Here is a 20985-nt window from a genome sequence, read left to right on the forward strand (position 1 = left end):
GGAACTATAAAAAACGCGGGACATTTTATGTAGTTCTCCCTTTGGGAGATACTTTTGCAGTACACACCACAAGGAGGATTCACAATGAAGAGCAGCAAATCTCTGGCAGCGCTGGCCGTTCTCGGCCTGACCGTTGCCGCAGCCACTCCGGCACTGGCACTGGAAAATGAATTCCACGGCATGTTCGCTGCCAGGTACATCAACTCCAACTTCAATGGAACAAGTACTACAAGTTTTGGTGACGGTGCGAAATACGGTGGAGACACCCTGTACATGCCCGAAGGTAAACCCAAAAAAGTCTACTCGGCTAATTTTATCGAGCAACGCGCCCGCCTGCAGTATATTGCAAAGGCCAACGCAGACCTCAAACTGGTTACCCATTTCGAGCTGGACTACACCTACTGGGGTAACAGCTCCTACGGCGCTAACTCTGCCCCTGCTGGATTTTCAGGTGCCGGTCGTAACGGTGGTGGGGCCATCGGCGCCGACACAGTCAACTTTGAAACCAAGAGCATCTACCTTGATGCCAATGTTGCCAAGAATGTCAACATGAGGCTCGGCATGCAGCCCTATAACGACTCTTTCAAAGGTATACTTTTCGATGCCGATATGGCCGGTATTGCTTTTTCCTCCAGCTATAACAAGTTTACTCCCTCCATCGGCTATTTCCGCTTCAACGACACTGGGGTCCAGCAAGACAGGGTATTGGGCCATTTGACCAACGATCTGTTCCTTCTGGATGCCAAATATGCAGTCAGCAATGAACTGAAAGTCGGCGCTGCCTACTATCTCTTCAGAAACAACTCGGATACCACTAACAGTAATCTTCTCAACGATATTTCGCGGCAGGATGTCAAGATGTCCACTCTCGGTTTGAATGCAGAGTATACCAGCGGACCGCTGACCCTGAACGGGTTTGGTGTTCTGCAGGCAGGCACTGTTAACAAGCGCTCAACAACCGCCTGGGCTCTTAATGCCGGCGCCAAGTACAAAGTTGGCCCCGGCACTGCTCGTACCGAATTCCTCTATGTCTCGGGTGAATCCGGGACTACCGGTCATAGCAATGCCTTCTACTCGGTATTTAACCATATTGGTCTTTCCGAGCATGGCTATTATGACAACGAGATGGCCATCCTGGGCCGTGACAAGAATGCTTACACCACCGACAACTCGATTATTGCTTCCGCAGGTAATAATGCCCAGGGCCAGATCGGCGGCTATATCGGCTATGATCTCCCTGTTACTTCAAAACTGACCACCGCCTTTAATGCCGGTTTTGCAGCCGTTGCCAAAGAAAACGCCAACAAGCCGACCAGGAACACCGGCTCTAAAAACAAAAGTAACTACCTCGGCACCGAGATCAATGCCGAAGCCACTTATCAGCTGCTGGAAGGCCTGAGTGTCGGTACCCGCGTTGCCTATGTCGTGCTGGGCGACTACTATAAGGATGTTGCTTCCAACGGTACGCCGGTAAATCCTTATGACTTCAAACTGATGTTCAAGTACACATTCTAAAATCTGGTATGTCTGCCGGGGCACTCTGATATGGGTGCCTCGGTTCGTTTTTGTATACATCAACACCATCTTTCAAAGGAGCGAACATCATGAAAAAAGTTCTGATTGCCGTACTGACAACCTTTGCCCTGTCCGCTGGTACCATGGTTTTAGCGGCAGATGCACCCCAGGCCAATGCCAAGGACGAGTGCCTGCTGGCCTCCAAAAACTGTGCTAATGAAGTCGACAGCATTCAGCAGAAGCTGAAGAAGATCAAAGCCGAGATCAAAAAAGGCAAGAAGGTTTATTCAGCGGAAGAGCTGAAAAAACTGAATCAGAAACTGAAGGAAGCCAATGAAATCCTGAACAACCTTGAGAAGCCGGGCGCCGGCAGATAATATATCCCACTACAAGGAGCAAAATCATGAACTTCAAAAAGATCGCAACGCTGTTACTGGCAGGCAGCATGGCTCTGTCCCTGACCGCCGGCTGCAAGAAGAAAGAGGAAGGCAAAGAGGCTCCCAAAGCTGCCGGTGATACCGTGAAAATCGGTTTCATGGGTGCTCTGACCGGTGATGTTGCCATGTTTGGCAAACCCACACTGGAAGGCATGAAGATGGCCGCCGACGAGATCAATGCTGCCGGTGGAGTAAACGGCAAGAAGATCGAGATCGTGGAAGCCGATAATCGCGGCGACAAACAGGAAGGGGCTTCAGTTGCCCAGAAACTGATCAGCCGTGACAACGTCGTTGCCATCCTTGGCGACCCGACCACCGGTATTTCCAAAGTAGTTGCCCCCATTGCCCAGAAAGCTGGCGTAGTTCTTCTCTCCGCTGGTGCTACCGGTCCTGGACTGGTTGAAATCGGTGATTACATCTTCCGCAACACACTGCTGGACAGCGTCGCAATCCCGGCTTGTATCGACTACTTCGTCAATGAGCTCAAATACAAGAAAGTTGCTGTGATCACCTCCGACAACAATGACTACAGCGTCGGCCTCTCCCAGACTTTCCGGGACGCTGCCAAAGCCAAAGGCGTAGAAATTGTTGCTGACGAGAAAGTCAAAGACGGCGACAAGGATTTCAGTGCCCAGGTAACCAACATCAAGGCAAAGAAGCCTGATGTAATCTTCTTCTCGGGTTATTACACCGAAGGCGCCCTGATTATGAAGGAAGCCCGCAAACAGGGCATCAAAGCCAATATGTTCGGCGGCGACGGCCTCTTCTCACCTGAATTCATCAAACTGGGTGGCGAAGCTGTTGAAGGCTCCATGGCTGCTCTCGGCTTCTCCCCCGAGCAGGCAACTCCTGAAACAGCCAAGTTTATCGAAGCTTTCAAGAAAAAGTTCAACGGTGCCCTGCCCGGCTTGTTCGATGCCCAGGGTTACGATGGCCTGATGATGATAGCTGACGCCATGAAGCGTGCTGCAAGCAACGATCCCAAGGTCTTCAAGGATGCCCTTGCCAAGACCAAGGACTTCAAAGGTGTTTCCGGTACAATCACCATTCGCGCTAACCGCGAGCCGATCAAAACCCCGCTTTGCCTGCTGATGGTAAAAGGTGGTCAGTACGCGCTCAAAGCAAAAGTTCCGGTCAAAATGGATTAATCCGCATTGCAGTTGACATGGTTTTAAATGAAAAGACCGTGCAACCTTAGATGGCTGCACGGTCTTTTTATTTTATGATACTGGGGCCAATCTTCCAGGCTTTAATCCAGCTTATTGATCGAAACCACCGTCTTGCCGGTGCCCAGCAGACCAGCCTGTTGGACTACTTCCAGCAGTACAACTTCATGAGTTGCGGCATCATAGGCATAGTCAGCCAGGTAACTGGGGGTCAGGCGGGTGTGCCATTTCTCTTTGAGCATTGAACCACTCCACTGCAGTCCGTATAGCGAATGTTTATTATAGGAACGGTTGTTACCGATGCTAAAAGTGCCGGCGTCATTGCGTGGCACTATCAAGTTTCCGCCTGGAAGAACGGTGATACGCTGTTCCAGGAAGTTCCAGCTGTATCTGTCTCCCTTGGCTCTCAACTGCGCAACGGTTTCATAATTAAAAAACGTCTCGGAACCGCCGTATTTGTCGCTGCTTTTCCAGAGTTCGCTGTTATCCGCCGCATAAACGTGCAGATAACCTTCCCCATCTATAACGACCAGCTTTTCTGCACCGGTCGCATCATTGAAGCGGGTGGAGTTGAAGATGTGGCCCGGGCGGGGAAGTATCCTGCTTTTGCTGGTTTCAAATTGGCGGCCCGACTTTGCCAACTCGGCTACACCATTGGAATACTCGCCCGAGCTGTTCAGCCCCTGAACGAAAATCGTACGATTGCTGAAATCAGTTCCGGCTCCGCGATACAGCCAGGGTTGGTTGTCGGCAATCAGTTCCAGACCCGTTCCCGAAGGCTGATATACCCGTGAGCTGACGGTTTTGCGGTCCACGATGGTGACATACAGTTCCGGTGTGCCGTCACGATCCAGATCTGCTGTATCGAGGGCAAGTATCTTGGCAGAAACCGGCATGGCCAACTCGGCTACCTGAATCAGTTCCGTCCCCTTGCGCAGGTAACGAATCGTTTGTTCACCGGCCACAAAAATTTCCCTCTCCCCCGAAGGCAGTGTCCGACCCAGCGCCAGAGATCTGAATACCCCGCTCAACTGATCACTGGTCCAGCTTCCCGGAGGATTGCCAGGATTGGCAGTCTTGACAAGGTAGCTGTTTTCAGGGGCGGCAGGTGCAGTCTCAACTTTGTAGGCAGCTACTGGTGCAGCAATTGGGGTTGCGGCTGGTGCGGGGGCTGGAGAAGACACCGTGATCGGCGATGCTGCTACGGTCAGGGTTTTGGCAAGCTCCTGGTCCACCTTCTGGGCCAATCGTCCGAAAGCCGGAATCAGGTCGTCCTGGCTTTCACCCTGCTCGAACACTTTGCTTATGGCTCCACTGAGAGTGTTTTTGATGAGCACGTCAATGCTGAACATCTTTCCAAACAGGGCATAGCTGCCGGCCAGGTGCAATTCCGCTTTGTCCGGCGATTCAACCAGTTTGATCTGGCTCGAATTCAGGCGAGAGGCCAGCAAACCCTGCAGTGTCGCTTTGAGCTCCTCCTTATTTGCCGTACCGGCGACACTGAATTCCGACACGTACGTTTTAAGCGGAGCGGCCCAAGAGATATCGGGCGGCATGATAAACAGGAAAGCGCTGAAAATGACAAGCAGGACCGTAGGCATATAAACTCCTTGAATAACGGATGAACAGCTGGGTTTATCTATACATAACCGCAGCTGTATCAGCAAACGAAAAAATTTAATGTTCAACTGTGGCAAAAGTTCCGGTCAAAATGGACTAAAACGGATAATAGTTCCGGCAAGTGAAAGCCGCCGCGCCGCCTGGATGGCATCCATTAAAATTTAGTTAACATTAAATTGTTGATTATTTAGAATATTTATTTTCTATTCTTGCTTTCATAACAAGCAGGTATCTGCGCCGTTAAAATATCAACCAAAAAGGAAACCAGATGGGAAAAATTCTGCTTCTTATGTTGCTGATCTGCACTCTCTCCTGGAGTTCCGCTTTTGCTGCCGATGAGGAGCAGCAGATCCCCGAGCAGGTCATAATGAGCCACTGGGCCTGCAAGCAGATTGCGGAGCTGGCAAAACAATATGATGCGAACAAGAAGCTTCCGGAGACATTAGAGGTCAACCACAGAACCATTTCCAAAGCAGAGCTGGCAAAATATCTTCTTTCTGTCATGGAGAAGATGGTAGAGAAGTGCGATTTAGAGGGAAAACATGCAGTGAACAAGGAGGATCTGGAACGGGTCGCTCTGCTGCATGATGCGCTGAAGGATGAATTGGCCAAGTATGAAGGATACCAGACACAGCGCGAAGCGATCGAGACAATGCTTGCCAAGCCCGATACGCCGGTATTCGAATACAAACTTGGTCTTAACGGTTTCCTGCGTGGGGAAGGAGCCGGCAATTTTCATCTTCCTGATTTCAGCTACACTCCCCGGCACAGCGAGGGACGTTTTGTCTACAGGGTAAAGCCGTATGCCTACTGGCATCCAACCGATTATCTCGATTTTCACGTTGAGGGGCAAGGATTCGGCTACATCGGTGAGAGACAGGAGTTCAGCAGGTACTCACTCTATCAGGCCTTTGCCGAAGCAAGAATTCCCGGTTCCGAACTGCTGACCCTGAAGGTAGGACGCCAGGAGTTCGTCTATGGCAGCACCTTCATCCTGGGCAATGATTCATTCAATGACGGTCTGACTTTCGATGCGCTCAGGTTGCGGATCAAGCCAGTGGAAAAGCTGGAAATAGACCTTTTGGGCGGATGGTACGCACAGCCTTTTGCCAACGGTGTTGAGGGCAATCTGGTGGGCAGCTATGCCACCTGGACCTTCTCCGAGGGTAATACATTGGAAGCCTACGGTTTCCGTGATATCGGTTCCGAAGACCATCACAAAGGCGAGCACCGGGACACGTGGGGAGTGCGGGGCACAGCAAAATTGGGACCCATTGCGCTTGAGATCGAGCCGGTGTATCAGACAGGTCGCCTTTACGGTGCTGACGGCAGGAATGAAGACATCAAGGCCTACGGTGGACATGCAGATGTGAGTGTCGATGGGACTGCCGCTGGCTACCATAACCGTCTCTTCTTGAGCTATGCCATCGGTTCCGGCGCCGGCGATACAGTCACCGGCATTTCATCCCGCAAGGAATTCAGCACACCGAACAACGATTCTTCGCTGTTTGGAGACATGCAAGTTATTGGCGGATTCGGCACCGATCTTGGAGATCACCACGCCAGTGGATTGCATATTTTTACCCTTGGCTGGGGGGTTGATTTTACGAAGGAGCTGAACTTTTCTGCTACAGGGCGCTACTTCCTTGCCAACCATGTGGAAGAAAATTTCAGTCGCAACATCGGCCTCGAAACCGACTTTGCCCTTACGTATGCCTTGAACGACAACCTCTCCATCATTGCCGGATACGACCATTTCTTCACCGGCAGATTCTTCCGTGATGCTGCAAGGGATCGTAGCGACATCCATTATGGTTACATGATGCTGCAGTTCGATATTTCACACATGAAGCCAAAGCTTGCTGCAAAGAAGTGATCCACAGTTGCTTCATTAGCTTTCAGATGGATTAAATTACCATACAGCACGCTTCCATCGAACCAACTGTTGACAAAGCAAAAATCTATCTGTAATTCAATTTTCCGTATCCTTATGGCTGTAAATGCGCAAACTTTGTATGACAGTTGTTATTGGTCTTGTTAATCGCAACCTGAATGCGCTGGTGGAATTTGTCGGCTCGGCCGAGCAGTCAGTCGTATCCAGTGGCGTGACGGAAAACAGCAACTCGTTCATCATCAATCCGGGACTGCGCTACGCAATTGACCTCAAGAATCTTCAAATTGTGCCGGGCATCTCCGTGCCAATCGGGATCGGCCCTTCCAAAGGTGAATATGGGGTAATGGCCTATCTTTCCTTTGAACACAATCTGTTCTAATTTTTGCAGTGGGAGGCTTTACACGGCCTCCCACTCTTCCCTACCTTCAAATCCACCTCAATTAACTACTACTCCCCTTTTTACTTTCATTAAGCAATCTCCTTACAACTAGACAGCCCCTGGCCCTCGTTCATTCGTTCGTATCTTCACAATCTCATCTACCGTTGACACAAATACCTTTCCATCACCGGTATTGCCGGTATGGGCGTACTTTTGGATCACATCGACAACTTCAGCGACCAGATCTTCGTTGACAACGACTTCCAACTGGATGCGCGGGATGAATTCAACCATCTCGTAGACAACCTTATCACTGGCATTCTTGCCCCTGCTTTTGCCGAACCCTTTAATTTCCGACACGGTTACACCCGGCAGTCCATCGATTTTCTGCAGTTCCTCGGTTACGTCCAACAGTTTTGATGGCCTGATGATGGCTTTTATTTCTTTCATGCTGTTCTCCGTTCAAATGAGAATTTACCTAGTTTCCGGATGGAAACTATCTACATTTCCGCTTCTACCTTTCGCTTCTCAAACCATCCGTACACCGCCGGGATGATCAGCAGGGTCAGCAAGGTGGAGGTGATCAGGCCGCCTACGACAACCGTTGCCAGCGGCTTCTGGATCTCCGAACCGGTCCCGCTGGCCAGGAGCATCGGCATCAGGCTGAAAATGGCGATGGAGGCGGTCATCAACACGGGCCGCAGACGATCAATCGCTCCTTTTCTGATGGCCTCACCCAGTTCCAGTCCCTCATCCCTGAGCTGCGATATGCGCGATACCATTACCAGTCCATTCAGCACAGCCACCCCGAAGAGAACGATAAAGCCTACCGACGCCGGGACCGAGAGATACTGACCGGAAAGGAACAGGGAGAAAATGCCGCCGATAAGGGCAAACGGCAGGTTGGAAATGACCAACAGCGCAAGGCGGATGGAGCGGAAGGTGACGTAGAGCAGCAAGAGGATCAGTCCAATGGCCACCGGGCCAATGATCATCAGCTTATTCATGGCCCGCTGCTGATTCTCAAATTGGCCGCCCCAGGTGAGATAATACCCGGCGGGCAGCTTGACCTGCTCCTTGATCTTCTGTTTCGCCTCGGCTACAAAACTTCCCATATCCCGGCCGGTGACGTTCATCTCGATACCAATCCGACGCACACCATCCTGACGGCTGATCTGTACCGGGCCTTCCACCATCTTTACTTCGGCCAGCTGTTCCAGTGGAATATTCATCCCGGTTTTTGTCGTGACCAGCAGATTCTTGATGGTCTCCAGCGAATTACGCTTTTCCTCCGGCAGTCGGACGGTGATGTCAAAGCCCCGGTTTGCTTCATAGAAAGTGGAAGCTGCCTTACCTGCCACTGCTATTTCGATCACATTCTGTACATCACTGATATTGAGGCCATAACGGGCGATTTTGGCCCGGTCAGTGGTGACAGTCAGGTAGGGCTGGCCGGAGACCTTTTCGGTGTTAAGATCGGTCCCCCCCCGGACGGTGGAGAGAACCTTGGCGATTTCGGCCGATTTATCATTCAAAACTCCGAGATCTTCGCCAAACAGCTTGACAATCAACTGGGCTCGTGTGCCGGCCACCAGTTCGTCGATCCTGCACTGGATCGGCTGGCTGAAGCCGAAGCTGATTCCCGGGATTGTTTCCAGCGCCTCGCGCATCTGGTTAGTCAGTTCTTCCTTGGATATATCCCGTTTCCATTCGCTTTTCGGCTTATACACTCCTACATAGCCGGTCTTGTCAACGCCACGGGTATCCAAAGCGACGCCGGTCTGACCGATGCGGCCGATGACCACATCCAGCTCGTCGAACTTCTTCAGTTTGGCAGCAGCCTGCTGATTTACTTCCAGCGCCTTGGCCAGGGAGACACCGGGTAGCATGGCAATATCCATGTCAAAAGAGCCTTCATCCATGATCGGGATGAACTCCGATCCCAGCCTGGTCATCAGGAACAGCGAGACCACCAGCAGACCACCGGCAATAGCGAGGACTACTTTTTTCTTGTTCAGCGCATACTCCAGCATCGGCAGATACTGGCTCTTGGCATACGCCATGATCCTGCTGTCTTTTTCCACCTCCGGTTTGAGAAACAGACTGCAGAGCACCGGAATGACGAAGATCGAGAGCAGCAGGGAGGAAAGCAGGGCAATGGCCACGGTGATGGCCAGCGGGCCGAACATCTTCCCTTCGATCCCCTCCAGGGTCAGGATCGGAATAAAGGTCAGGGCGATGATCAGCTCGCCGAAGATACTCGGCTTGCGAACCTCCATGACCGCTTTCAACACCGTGGTGAGCTTTGGATGCAGATGCCCTTCCTCGCTCAGGTGGCGTTGAACGTTCTCCACCTGGATAATGGTGGTATCGATGATCATACCGATGGAGATAGCCAGTCCGCCAAGGGACATGAGGTTGGCGGTGATGCCGGTCAGCTTCATGACGATGAAAGTTGCCAGCAGCGACAGCGGCAGCGCCAGCAGCACGACGATACTTCCCCGGATGCTGTTCAGGAGCAGGTAGAGCACAATCAGGACCAGGATGGAGCCTTCGATGAGCGCCTTGTTGACCGTGCCGACACTGGCCTTGACGATATCGCTGCGGTCGTAATAGGGAACCATCCTGACCCCATCCGGCAGCATGTTGCTTTCGTTGATTTCCTTGACCTTGGTTGCCACCCTGGCGACAACATCGCGACTGTTGGCCCCCCGCAGCATCATGACGATGCCGCCGACCGCCTCGTCGGTACCGTTTTTGATGGCAGCGCCCATACGGACCGCTTCTCCCACCTTGATGTGCGCTACGTCACGCAGGTAGGTTGGTGTGCCTTTTTGGGATTTGAGGACGATATTTTCAATGTCGCTGATGCTTTGGATCAGACCGACACCACGCACGATGTACTGGTCCGTGCCCCGCTCCAGAACGTTGCCGCCGACGTTGCTGTTGTTGCTGCCGATGGCAGTATAGACATCATCCACGGTAACGCCGTATTTCACCAGTTTCTCTGGCGACACCAGCACCTGGTACTGCTTGAAGTAGCCGCCAAACGAGTTAATTTCGTTCACCCCCGCCACACTCTTCAGCTGGGGGGTAATGACCCATTCCTGAATGGTGCGCAGGTTGGTCAGGTAGGCCCGTTTCTGTTCCGGGTCCTGGGGTACTTTCCCTTCCAGGGTGTACTGGTAGATCTCCCCCATGGCCGTGCCAATGGGCCCCATGGCAACCTGAACACCTTTCGGCACCTTTTCCCGCGCCTCGGCCAACCGCTCGAAAACCAGTTGCCGTGCAAAGTAGATGTCCACATTGTCCTTGAAGACAATCGTGACAATGGAAAGGCCGAACTTGGTCACGGAGCGCAGCTGCTCAATGTCCGGCAGGCCGCGCATCGCCATTTCTATCGGGTAGGTGACATTCCGTTCGATTTCGACCGCAGACAGGCCGTCGGCATGGCTGACCACTTCCACCTGGATGTTGGTTACATCCGGAAAGGCGTCTATGGGAAGTTTAAGGTATGAGTAGAAGCCGAAAACGACGATCAACAGCGCAGCGAAGATGACCATCCCTTTCTGCTTCAAGGTATATGCAATGAGTTTTTCTAACATACATAACTCCGTGTTTTCTGTGCGCTCAGATTTAGGTCAGATTTGGTCGCAATGAATGAGGTGAACCGCAGGCGTAGCAGCGCTACGCCGAGGATTCGACGATTGAAGTCCGGCCGAAGATGGCCTGAAGATGGGCGCACGACTATCAGTGTTCGTGTCCCTCGATTTCACCCTTCTTCAACTCCGACTTCAGGGTAAACGCGCCTTTGACGGCATAGCGTTCACCTTCCTTGAGGCCGGAAACCACTTCCACCATGCCGCCGGAAGTACGCCCCAGCTCAACCGGTCGCGGTTCGAACTCGGTCTCCTTTTCGGCGACAAAGACCAGCTTCTTGCCATCCAGCTCCTGTACGGCTTCTTCCGGCACCGCCAGCACCGGCGGCGTGTCTGCGGCAAGCGCCAGCTCGACAGTAGCGAACATCTCCGGCTTCAGCTTGCGGCCCGGATTGGGCACCTCGACCCGGGCCTTGACCGTGCGGGTAGCTTCGTCAACCAGGTCGGCAATGTAGGTGATTCGGCCGCGGAACTTCTGGTCGGGAAAGGCTCCGACAATAACGGTTGCCGCCTGCCCCCGGTGTACCTTGGCCAGGTCTTTCTCGTGAATATCGACCAGCACCCAGACTGACGAAAGGTTGGCAACGGTGTAGAGACTTTTGGAGGGGTCGGAGAGTTCGCCGACGATAGCGTGTTTCTCGGTGATGATGCCCCCGATAGGGGTACGCACCGGCAGAAGCGTTTTTTTGCGATGGTCACCCTGCAGGCCGGCAACCGAGACACCGTAGAGGGAGAGACGCTCTTCATCGGTATGTAATTCCGTCTGGGCCGTCTTGTAATCGGTCTCAGCCTGGAGGATTTCCTTGCGAGCAGCGATCTTTTTGTCCACCAGGGTCTTGATCCGGTCCATGTTGGACTGGGCCAGGGTCAGCTTGGTTTTTGACTGGTGGTAGCGGTTGAGGGCTTCACCCAGTTCCACACTGTCGATGGTCACCAGCACCTGGCCGGCGGCAACGCTGTCCCCCAGAGAGGACTTGACGCTGACAATCTTGCCGGAAATGCGCGGCGAGACATGGGCAATTTTGTCGGCATTGGCCTCCACCTTGCCGGTGGCGCTGATGACGCCGGCCAGGCGCTGCTTCTTGGCCGGGGCCACGACTATGCCGCTCTGCTTCTGCACTTCGGCAGACATCTTAACGAGCTTTTCTTCCCCGTGTTCGTCGTGACCTTCATGCCCTTCCTTCTTCTCCTTCTCTTCGTCATGGCCATCTTTTTCGTCCTTATGGCCGCCCTCTTTATGCTCGGCATGCTCGCCACCTCCCGTTACGGAATGGGTCAGCCGGTAGGCGACGCCACCCCCCAGGGCCAGGGCCAGAATGAGTCCGATGATGATTGCTTTCTTGTTCACTGCGCACCTCCGTTAATGTCTGTCGCCACTGCTGATTCGAGTTTTACGAATGCCACCTGCCGGGCGTGGAGCGCCGTCAGATAGCTGTCGCTGACCTCGAAGAATTTTTTCTGTTCCTGAATGACCGAGAGGATGCCGACCTCACCAAGACGGTAGGCCTCCTGGGTCAGCTTCAGGTTTTCCTCAAGCTGGGGGATGATGTTTGACTTGTAGAGCGACAGCACTTTCTCGGCATTTAGAAGGCTGGCGTAGGCGGTTTCCACGTCCCGTTCCACATTTCTGGTGACGGCAGTCCAACGGCTTTCGGTGCTGCTCCGCTTGGCCCGGGCCTCCTGAACACCGGCCTGATTCCTGTCGAACAGTGGAATCGGCATCGACAGCTTCAAGCCAATGGTGTAGGCGGTATCCTTGCCTTCAACTCCGCCGATGTCCATGCTGGTCGTGTCGCGCCGGAATGCGAGACCGGCTGTAAGATTGGGAATGGATTCAGACCGGGCCAGTGCAACATCCGCATCGCCCCTTGATTTTTCCGCCTCCAGGGCTTTCAGGTCCGGACGTTTCCCGAGCGCCAGCTGCTTCAGGTCAGCCAGATTTTTATTGAGGGAGAGGCCGTTATCCAGGTTTCCTGCAATCGATGGTGCTTCGCCGGCAGGCAGCCCCATGAAGGTGAAGAGTCTGGCTCTTGTTTGCAGAAGCGCCCGCTCGACCTCGATCCGGACACCTTCGCTGCGGGTCAACTCAACCTTGGCCAGATTCATCTCCAATTCGGGGATGTCACCTGCGGCCAGACGGTCCTTGGTAACCTCAAGAAGCTGCCGGTTAAGTTCAATGGAATGGTCCGTCAATTTGAGCCGCTGTTCGGCAAGCATCGCGTCATAAAATACGGCCTTTACTTCTTCGCGTAATGTTCGTTCGCGATCAGCCAACTGCCAGTGGTAGGCCTCCAGTTCGCGCTCAACAACGGTCAGTCGCTTGTCACGCTTGCCTGCCAGCAGAAATTCCTGGGAGACCCCAATCGCCAGGTTGTTTTCGGCACTGCTGCCGGTCAGGGCGCCCGTCCCTCCTTCCAGGTCAAGAGTGGGGTTGGGCAGCAGTCCTGCCCTGGTTCTAGCGGCATCGCGAATGCCTTTTTCTTCACGAAAAGACATGAGGTCGCCATTATTTTGTAACGAAACCTCGACTACCTGCTGCAGTGCAAGTTTTTGTACCTCTGCGAATACCGGTACAGAGGTCAGAAAACACAGGCCTGGCACGAGGAACCATGCTCCTTTTGTAAATACAGTTGTTCCCAAGGGAAAAACCTCCTTCTATTCAGTTGTTTGTGACGAGTTCGAAATGGGTTGTGGACGCATCAGGACGCAGAGATGGATAATCCATCCATGGATGAGGACAAACTGCTCCCGTCGAAGCGTTTTTAGGCTTGAATTTGGGGGGGGACGAACTTGGTAAGGTATACTTCGGGCAAAAACTTGAAGGGATCTGAAACGTGCAACGCCAGAATTGATGGTTTGTAACTGATATGCAGCGGTTGGTTGGTTAGTGGTGCATGGCAGGTGCAGTTAGCACATGTATCGCAACCATCACTATCATTGTGTTGTTCCATGGGAGAACAAGGAGCGTGGTCAGTTGTTGAATGGTTCGAGCAAGATTGAATCACTTTGACGTGATCCTGCATGGCATGCGCACTTTCATGCACGCCATTGATTGTCATGGCCAGCATGATCAGGAGGAAAAATTTGAAAAGGAATTTTAAAGGAATCAGTCTTCGCATATTGAAGTGAAAATATAAGCGGGCACTGCTTCCAATGTCAACGGGCAAATAACGATCAAAGATTATGTGACGCGGTTTATCATAAAGGGCTGCATTCCCCAGCTCTTCGCCTCTCTGTCAGATGGAGCAGGAAGAGCGGCTGCTGTGTTCGAACCCTGTGCCGTCAGGCGAAGGATACCAGGTGCCGGTGACTATCATGACGACATCACCTGCACCGCCTGGTTCAGGAGGAATCTTCGGTCCGCTGCTATCGATCATGCGAGCCAAGGAAATCGATCAGGCCGGGCCAATGCCAGCTGCTTCGCCTTGTCCGGAGGAATCTTCACAAAGCACTTTCCAATGTCGCAAAATTCTGGAAAGATGCGGCCATGTCTTCCACCACCACATCAATACGTTCCGGAATGTCTGCTTCCTGGCCCATCTGTCTGGGCTATTTTCCCATCGGCCTCTCCCTGGGAGTGCTGGCCCAGAAGGGAGGACTGGCCCCCTGGCAGATGGCGCTCATGTCCCTGCTGGTATTTGCCGGCAGTTCCCAGTTCATTGCCGTCGCCATGCTGGGCAGCCAGGCCTCGCCGCTTGCCATTGTTCTGACCACCTTCATGGTCAACCTGCGCCACCTGTTGATGAGCTCGGCCCTGGCGGTGCATTTTCCCGGCGTGAGCCGGCGTTTCCTGGCGCTGTTCGCCTATGGCGTCACCGATGAGAGCTTTGCCGTGAACATGACTCGTTTCAGCCGGGGAGGCTGGAGCCGCCAAAGCGCCATCACCCTCAACCAGGCTGCCAATGCCACCTGGCTGGTCAGCACCGTGGCCGGGGTGTATCTGGGCCAATTCATTCCCAAAGGTGCCCTGGGGATGGACTTCGCACTGACCGGCATGTTCATCTGCCTGCTGGTACTGCAGGTGCACAATGCTGCAGCGGCCCTTACGGCACTGGTCGCCACAGTGGTGTCGGTGCTGGCCTACCTGTGGCTGCCGGGTACCGCCTATGTGATCGTGGCCAGTTGCACAGCAGCCACAGCTGGTTTTTTGTACAGGCGTATGCAGACCGGAAGGGGAATGCGATGAAGATGCCCGATTACCTCTACCTGGTGCTGGGCATGGGACTGGCCACCTATCTCCCGCGCATGCTGCCGCTGATGATCCTCTCCCGGCGCCGGCTGCATCCCTGGCTGAAGGAATGGCTGGAGCTGATTCCGGCCGCTATTCTCAGCGCCCTGATTGCACCCATGCTCTTCACCCAGAGTACTCCCCGCCTGCTCTTCCTGGGTAAGCCTGAGCTTCTGGCAGCCGTTCCCACCCTGCTGTTTGCCATCAAGACCCGCTCCCTGGCCGGAACAGTCATCATCGGCATGCTGGCCTATTGGGCCGTGGGGATTCTGCAGGTCCCTTAAAAAACCATAATCACATTGACCTACAACTACTTAGAGTGTTAATGTGACGCTTTTTGCGCCCAGCCAGCCGTGTGCCGGCAGTCATGGGCTGAATAATTTCACAGGGTGTTCAGGAGGATTTAATGAAAAAAAGAATCAGTCTGTTGGCAGCTTTTTTCATGGTTGTTCTGGTTGCGGTTTCAACGGCTTTTGCCGCTGAGCCTCCCAAAAAGGTCCTGATCGGTGTCTCCAAGATCGTCTCCCACCCGGCACTGGACGCTGTCGTCAAGGGTCTACAGGACGAGCTGGCCGCAGCCCGTGTGGATGCCTCCTACGACCTGCAAAATGCCAACGGCGACATCAACACCGCCGCTTCCATTGCCAATAAATTCCAGTCCGAGAAGGTGAACGTGGCGGTCGGCGTGGCTACCCCCACTTCCCAGTCGCTGGTCAAGAACCTCAAGGGCATTCCTGTCGTATTCACCGCTGTTACCGATCCGGTTAAAGCAGGCCTGGTCGCCTCGCTGAAAAAGGGAGATAAAAACGTCACTGGTGTGTCGGACATGACCCCTGTCAAGCAGCAGATCGAACTGCTGCTCAGGATCAAGAAGATCAAGCGTCTGGGGCACATCTACACCAGCTCGGAAGAGAACGCCGTGGTACTGGCCGGCATTGTCAAGCAGGCTTGCAAGGAGCTGAATATCCAGTTCGTTGAAACCACCGTATCCAAGTCCTCCGAGGTGAAGCAGGCGGTCCAGGCCATCATCCGCCGGGTGGATGCGCTCTACGTCAGCACCGACAACACCGTGGTCTCAGCCTTGAGCGCCGTCTCTGACGTGGCCATGAAGGCCAAGGTGCCGGTCATGTCGGCTGATCCCAGTTCGGCCGAAGCTTACCCTGTGCTGGCCGCCTGGGGCTTCGATTACTACAAGATGGGGCGCGTGACCGGCAAGTTGGTCAACGACATTCTCAAGGGCAAGAAGCCGGAGCAGATTCCGACCCAGTTCATGACCAAAACCAGCGATATTGACCTGCTGATCAACCTGGATGTTGCCAAAAAGCTTGGGCTGACCGTTCCCAAAGATCTGGTCAAGACGGCCAACAAGGTGGTCGAGAACGGCAAACTGGTCAAGAAATAGAGCAATTGGAATCCCGTGATGCCGGTGGCCCCCCTCGCGGACCGGTATCACGGGATTTGCATTTCAAAAAAGGACTAAAGTGGCGTTGCTATGATCGAAGGCATTCTGGTTGAAGGGCTGATTTACGGCATCATGGTCCTGGGGGTATTCATCACCTTCAGGGTCCTCGATTTTCCTGACCTTACGGTGGACGGTTCATTCCCCATGGGGGCGGCGGTGATGGTACAGTGCCTGCTGCTGGGCTATAACATCTGGCTGGCGCTGCTGCTGGCCTTCATCGGAGGAGTACTGGCCGGGGTGGTTACGGCGGTGATCCACAACCACCTGCGGGTGCCCAACCTGCTGGCCGGCATCCTGACCATGACCATGCTGTACTCCATCAACATCCGCATTATGGGCAACCGCGCCAATGTGCCGGTACTCAAGCAGGAAACCATCCTCTCCCGCGTGTCCGAACTGTTCAGCGGCATTATTCCGGAGGACTACGTACTGCTGGTCTTTTTCCTGATCGTGACCCTGGTCATCAAGGTGCTGGTGGACCTGTTCTTCCACACCGATCTGGGCATGACCCTGGGAGCCATGGGCAATAACGAGCAGATGGTCATCTCCCAGGGGGTCAATCCCAAGACACTGAAAACCATCGGCGTGGGTCTGTCCAACGGACTGGTGGCCGTTTCCGGCGCCTTTGCCGCCCAGTACCTCGGTTTTGCCGACGTGGGATTGGGACAGGGAATCATCATCTCCGGCCTGGCCTCGGTCATGATCGGCGAATTCCTGATCATGAAGAGCAACCGCATCGGCGTGTTGACCTTCTGCGCCATCAGCGGTTCGATCCTCTTCCACGGAGTCATGTACCTGGGACGTTATTACGGCTACGTGATCAAGATGACCCCCAACGACCTCAACCTGATCAAGGGGGTGCTGATCATCATGCTGCTGGTGATTACCCAGGCGAAGAAACTTAAGAAAATGACCGGTTCGGTGGTGGCAAAATGATACAGATCAAAGATGTCTCCATGCTCTTCAATCCCGGCACGGTCAACGAGAACCTGGCCATCCGCAACATCAACCTCAAGATCAACGAGGGTGACTTCATCACCGTCATCGGCAGCAACGGGGCCGGTAAATCCACCCTCTTCAACCTGATTGCCGGTACCATCACCCCATCCCAGGGGAGCATCCAGCTCAACCAGCGTGACATTACCCGCGAACCGGAGTACAAGCGGGCCAAGTACATCGGCAGGATCTTCCAGAATCCGCTTTTAGGCACTGCTTCCAATATGAGCCTGGAAGACAACATGATGATCACTTACAAGAAGGGCTTCAAGTGGCTCAGGCGCAGCCTGAACAACCGCATGCGCGACTATTTCAAAACAGAGCTGGTCCAGTTGCGCATGGGGCTGGAGAACCGCATGAAGGAGAACCTGGCCATGTTCTCCGGCGGCCAGCGCCAGGCCCTGACCCTGCTGATGATGGTTCTGTCCAAACCGGACCTGATCCTGCTGGACGAGCACACCGCCGCCCTGGACCCCAAAAACGCCGAGATCGTGCTGGAGCTGACCGATAAATTCATCAAGGAGTACAAGCTGACCTCCATGATGATCACCCACAACATGAGTCATGCCATCGAGTTCGGCAACCGCCTGCTGATGATGGACAAGGGGGAGATCATTTATGAGGTACAGGGGGAGGAGAAGCGGAACCTGACGGTGGAGAAACTGATCGACAAGTTCCACCAGATCCGCCACACTTCCTTTGAAAACGACCGCACGCTTTTGGCCGAGGATTAGTCTGGTTATGGACTTTGTGGACAAAGTGGACTTAATGGACTCAACTATTTCAAGGAAACTTCCATGGCTGACCAGAATGTATTGCAGAAAGTTTTTTACGATCAGGGAATGGGCGACTTTCGCTGGATCGATCCGACCGAAATCGTGGTGGCCCAGTGGGTGCGCCTCAAGTGTCAGTTCGGCTGCGACAACTATGGTCGCAATGCCTCCTGTCCCCCCAACACACCCCCTCTTGCCGATTGCCGTGCCTTTTTCAAAGAGTACCGCCTGGGAACAGTCTTTCGTTTCAACCAGAGCTTCAGCGATCCGGAAGAGCGCCATGACTGGTCGCGCAATGTCAACCGGGCCTTGATTGAGCTGGAACGCAACGTTTTTCTGGCTGGCCATGCCCAGGCCTTCATGATGTTAATGGACAACTGCAATCTCTGCCGCGATTGCGCCAACACCCGCTCCCACTGTCGCAACAAAAAAATGGCCCGCCCCAGTCCCGAAGCAATGGGAGTGGATGTTTTCAGCACCGTAACCAAATACGATTATCCAATCAACGTACTGGATGATTACGGGCAGGAAATGAACCGCTACGCCATCCTGCTTATCGAATAAATTTACCCTCGTAGCACGACCTCTCATCACCCTCCGCACCACCCCTCTTTCCAATTCTTCCCTGAGTCCTAATCACTATGGCTGGTGGTATGAACGGGGTATGATAGAATTGTTTTCAACTCACCAAAGCAGGATCCCCATGATCAAAAAACATGCCTTTCCCATAGCAAACAGTGTCGGTTACACCGCTACGGCAGTCTATCTGGGGTGCGCTGCACTTACAGTAATTATCTTTTATCTTGATCTGATTTTTCCGCGTGGAGTAGCCATCGGCTCTCTATATATCGTGGTAGTGCTGTTGGCTATCTGGTCCCCTGGTACACGTATGATCATGATTGCCGCCCTGATCACCTCTCTGCTGGTTCTTATCGTTTTGCTCTTCAAACCTCCCGCTGAAGCGCCTTGGAAGTCCATTTTCAATCGCGGACTGGCGCTTGTCATTATCTGGATAACAGCCATACTTGGTGCAAAAATCAAGAAAGCTGAGCAAGAGTTGATCAAGATCGCCAGCCACGACTTTCTGACCGGCCTACTCAATCGCCGCGAGATGTATAACCGAATGCATACTGAAATATGCCGCGTGGATCGAGTAGATAAACCTTTTTCTATTCTGATTATCGACATTGATTATTTCAAGCGGATCAACGACAGATATGGTCATGTCACCGGAGACCGGGTGTTGAAAGAAATGTCGGCTATGCTGAAGGAACATTTGCGGGAATATGACTATGTCTGCCGGTATGGAGGAGAGGAATTCCTGGTGGCTGCACCGGAAACCCCCCTTGCCGATGCTCACGAATTGGCCGATCGTCTACGTCGAGAGGTGGAGGCCAAACCTTTCGCCATTCCAGCTCAACCGGCCATTCCGGTCACCATCAGTGTCGGTGTGACTCAACTGGTGAAAGGAGAGCAGATAGAAGCAACCCTCTCCCGCGCCGATAAGGCCCTGTATCAGGCTAAGGAGAGCGGCCGAAACAGGGTCGTTGTAGCTTAGTATCACTTTTTAAAAAAATTGTTTCTCTTAGCGTCTTTGCGGCTTCGCGTGAAAAAGGCCTTTCAACTGATCTCTCGCTCGCTTTGCTTAAGACGCCAAGGCGCGGAGAAAGCCGATTTCCTGGCAATGTCACTGCTTTTACTCCAATCCGCGCCGCTCGATGTTATCCCTGATACGCTGGCTTTTGGTGCGTCCCGGAGGCAGTGTCTCCCCTGCAGGCTGCCCGTTTTTCGGCTGCTCGAGTGAGGGCTGCGGAACGGACCGTGGTGCTTGAGCAGGAATCTCATCCGGCAGACGTCCTCCCGGTGCGCTCTGTTCTTCCAGACGCAGCCTGCGCTCCTGCTCCTTAAGTTCCTGCTGAATCCGGGGATTGCGGATGGTGATATCCTCCCGCCTTCTGACCCGATCACGATATTTTGAAGGAACCTTGTCGATGCTGTCCGTGAAACCGGTTACCCCTTTTTCATTGGTCCACTGGTAAGTGAAAGCACCGGCTGCTGCCGCATGGCAGATCAACAGAAGTGGAACCAGCAAAGCTCTTCCCATGACACGCCTCCGATGGAAACTACAGTCCGTTACTCTTTGAGTTCGAAGGCGACCTTGATCACGACCTGGTACTCGCTGATCCCGCCATCCTCTCCGATATGTCCGCGAATATTTTGCACTTCAAACCAGGAAAGCTTGTCCAGTGAAGTATCAGCCCTGGATATGGCTGTCTCGATGGCCGCCTCGATACCATTGGAGGAAACACCGATCAGTTCAACTTTCTTGTAGATCCTGTCCTTTCCGTACATGGAGCTCTCCTCTGCTCTGATATGTGAACAACCTTAAACAAACGATAACATAAGGCAGGTACGGCGCAACTCCACCGCCATCTCCATTTCATCGCTTTTACTTGTTTCACAGACAGATCAACGTTATTCTCACGAAATTGACAACCGCCGCTCAGGAGTCTTTTATGAAACCTGCCGATGCATCGCCGCTGGACATATATCTGGCCCGGATATGCGAAAACTGCCCGGCCTGCCGCTATGGGCGTCACACGCAGCAGGGGCTTGTCTTTTCACTGGTAAAGAGCGTCGAGAGCAAGATTTGTCCTTTCTGCCGGGCGTACGAGCGGGTACATGGCCGCAAGGCGCATGAACGTGTTTAATCTGTTACTCAGGTTGTTCAAAAATAGTCAGATCGTCGCACCCGCAGACAGCCCCGCGGAGACGTAGCAGCGCTACGTCGCACAAGGCGGGTTTCGAGGACGGCGGCGAGATGGCTGTTTTTCAACAACCTGTTAAAAAAAAAGG

Annotated in this window: 21 protein-coding genes; 13 read left to right on the top strand and 8 right to left on the bottom strand. The window is 53.4% G+C overall.

Features of this window, described 5'->3' with window-relative positions; translation table 11 throughout:
* Positions 1-84: 84 nt before the first annotated feature.
* The 3 genes from KJB30_RS02100 to KJB30_RS02110 all read left to right on the top strand — a co-directional run bounded on the left by KJB30_RS02100 (position 85) and on the right by KJB30_RS02110 (position 3100).
* Positions 85-1515, top strand: a complete 1431-nt coding sequence (locus KJB30_RS02100; protein WP_214296287.1) for a hypothetical protein — start codon at positions 85-87, stop codon at positions 1513-1515.
* Positions 1516-1604: 89 nt separating this feature from the next.
* Positions 1605-1892, top strand: a complete 288-nt coding sequence (locus KJB30_RS02105; protein WP_214296288.1) for a hypothetical protein — start codon at positions 1605-1607, stop codon at positions 1890-1892.
* Positions 1893-1918: 26 nt separating this feature from the next.
* On the top strand, positions 1919-3100 hold the full coding sequence (locus KJB30_RS02110) for an ABC transporter substrate-binding protein (RefSeq protein ID WP_214296289.1): 1182 nt from the start codon (positions 1919-1921) through the stop codon (positions 3098-3100).
* Between the two features lie 101 nt (positions 3101-3201).
* On the opposite strand, the gene KJB30_RS02115 is transcribed toward KJB30_RS02110, so the two are convergent.
* Complete coding sequence (locus KJB30_RS02115) at positions 3202-4719, bottom strand: FG-GAP repeat domain-containing protein (RefSeq protein WP_214296290.1); 1518 nt, start codon at positions 4717-4719, stop codon at positions 3202-3204.
* Positions 4720-5006: 287 nt separating this feature from the next.
* Between KJB30_RS02115 and KJB30_RS02120 the strand changes: the two genes are divergently transcribed.
* Positions 5007-6614: an alginate export family protein gene (locus KJB30_RS02120; RefSeq protein ID WP_214296291.1), complete on the top strand. Its 1608-nt coding sequence runs from the start codon at positions 5007-5009 to the stop codon at positions 6612-6614.
* A gap of 139 nt (positions 6615-6753) precedes the next feature.
* On the top strand, positions 6754-7011 hold the full coding sequence (locus KJB30_RS02125) for a hypothetical protein (protein WP_214296292.1): 258 nt from the start codon (positions 6754-6756) through the stop codon (positions 7009-7011).
* A gap of 108 nt (positions 7012-7119) precedes the next feature.
* On the opposite strand, the gene KJB30_RS02130 is transcribed toward KJB30_RS02125, so the two are convergent.
* The 5 genes from KJB30_RS02130 to KJB30_RS02150 all read right to left on the bottom strand — a co-directional run bounded on the left by KJB30_RS02130 (position 7120) and on the right by KJB30_RS02150 (position 14056).
* Positions 7120-7461, bottom strand: a complete 342-nt coding sequence (locus KJB30_RS02130) for a P-II family nitrogen regulator (RefSeq protein ID WP_214296293.1) — start codon at positions 7459-7461, stop codon at positions 7120-7122.
* 50 nt (positions 7462-7511) lie between these two features.
* The gene (locus KJB30_RS02135) at positions 7512-10616 is read right to left on the bottom strand and encodes an efflux RND transporter permease subunit (RefSeq protein WP_214296294.1); all 3105 of its coding nucleotides are present in this window, start codon (positions 10614-10616) and stop codon (positions 7512-7514) included.
* Positions 10617-10761: 145 nt separating this feature from the next.
* Positions 10762-12018 carry an efflux RND transporter periplasmic adaptor subunit gene (locus tag KJB30_RS02140; protein WP_214296295.1) on the bottom strand — a complete coding sequence of 419 codons (1257 nt, stop codon included), beginning with the start codon at positions 12016-12018 and terminating at the stop codon, positions 10762-10764.
* A complete protein-coding gene (locus KJB30_RS02145) occupies positions 12015-13310 on the bottom strand; it encodes a TolC family protein (RefSeq protein WP_214296296.1) in 1296 nt (431 codons plus the stop codon). The genes KJB30_RS02140 and KJB30_RS02145 overlap by 4 nt, the downstream gene beginning before the upstream one ends.
* A gap of 596 nt (positions 13311-13906) precedes the next feature.
* Complete coding sequence (locus KJB30_RS02150; protein WP_214296297.1) at positions 13907-14056, bottom strand: hypothetical protein; 150 nt, start codon at positions 14054-14056, stop codon at positions 13907-13909.
* 101 nt (positions 14057-14157) lie between these two features.
* Between KJB30_RS02150 and KJB30_RS02155 the strand changes: the two genes are divergently transcribed.
* The 7 genes from KJB30_RS02155 (at position 14158) to KJB30_RS02185 (ending at position 19687) form a co-directional block, all read left to right on the top strand.
* Positions 14158-14856, top strand: a complete 699-nt coding sequence (locus KJB30_RS02155; RefSeq protein WP_214296298.1) for an AzlC family ABC transporter permease — start codon at positions 14158-14160, stop codon at positions 14854-14856.
* Positions 14853-15182, top strand: coding sequence for an AzlD domain-containing protein (locus KJB30_RS02160; protein WP_214296299.1), 330 nt, complete (start codon positions 14853-14855; stop codon positions 15180-15182). The genes KJB30_RS02155 and KJB30_RS02160 overlap by 4 nt, the downstream gene beginning before the upstream one ends.
* A gap of 122 nt (positions 15183-15304) precedes the next feature.
* Entirely contained in the window at positions 15305-16300 is a 996-nt protein-coding gene (locus KJB30_RS02165; protein ID WP_214296300.1) for an ABC transporter substrate-binding protein, read from the top strand.
* A 90-nt stretch (positions 16301-16390) separates the two neighbouring features.
* Complete coding sequence (locus KJB30_RS02170; RefSeq protein WP_214296301.1) at positions 16391-17296, top strand: ABC transporter permease; 906 nt, start codon at positions 16391-16393, stop codon at positions 17294-17296.
* Positions 17293-18090, top strand: a complete 798-nt coding sequence (locus KJB30_RS02175) for an ABC transporter ATP-binding protein (RefSeq protein WP_214296302.1) — start codon at positions 17293-17295, stop codon at positions 18088-18090. The genes KJB30_RS02170 and KJB30_RS02175 overlap by 4 nt, the downstream gene beginning before the upstream one ends.
* 63 nt (positions 18091-18153) lie before the next feature.
* Positions 18154-18693, top strand: a complete 540-nt coding sequence (locus KJB30_RS02180; RefSeq protein ID WP_214296303.1) for a DUF2284 domain-containing protein — start codon at positions 18154-18156, stop codon at positions 18691-18693.
* Between the two features lie 139 nt (positions 18694-18832).
* Positions 18833-19687: a GGDEF domain-containing protein gene (locus KJB30_RS02185; protein WP_214296304.1), complete on the top strand. Its 855-nt coding sequence runs from the start codon at positions 18833-18835 to the stop codon at positions 19685-19687.
* A gap of 138 nt (positions 19688-19825) precedes the next feature.
* Here the strand turns inward: KJB30_RS02185 and KJB30_RS02190 are convergent, their stop codons facing one another.
* Entirely contained in the window at positions 19826-20233 is a 408-nt protein-coding gene (locus tag KJB30_RS02190) for a DUF4124 domain-containing protein (protein ID WP_214296305.1), read from the bottom strand.
* A 29-nt stretch (positions 20234-20262) separates the two neighbouring features.
* Positions 20263-20481, bottom strand: a complete 219-nt coding sequence (locus KJB30_RS02195) for a dodecin (protein ID WP_214296306.1) — start codon at positions 20479-20481, stop codon at positions 20263-20265.
* Positions 20482-20645: 164 nt separating this feature from the next.
* Between KJB30_RS02195 and KJB30_RS02200 the strand changes: the two genes are divergently transcribed.
* A complete protein-coding gene (locus KJB30_RS02200; protein ID WP_214296307.1) occupies positions 20646-20840 on the top strand; it encodes a hypothetical protein in 195 nt (64 codons plus the stop codon).
* Positions 20841-20985 lie beyond the last annotated feature (145 nt).

It is taken from the genome of Pelotalea chapellei, assembly GCF_018531195.1.
GTDB classification, from domain to species: domain Bacteria; phylum Desulfobacterota; class Desulfuromonadia; order Geobacterales; family Pseudopelobacteraceae; genus Pelotalea; species Pelotalea chapellei.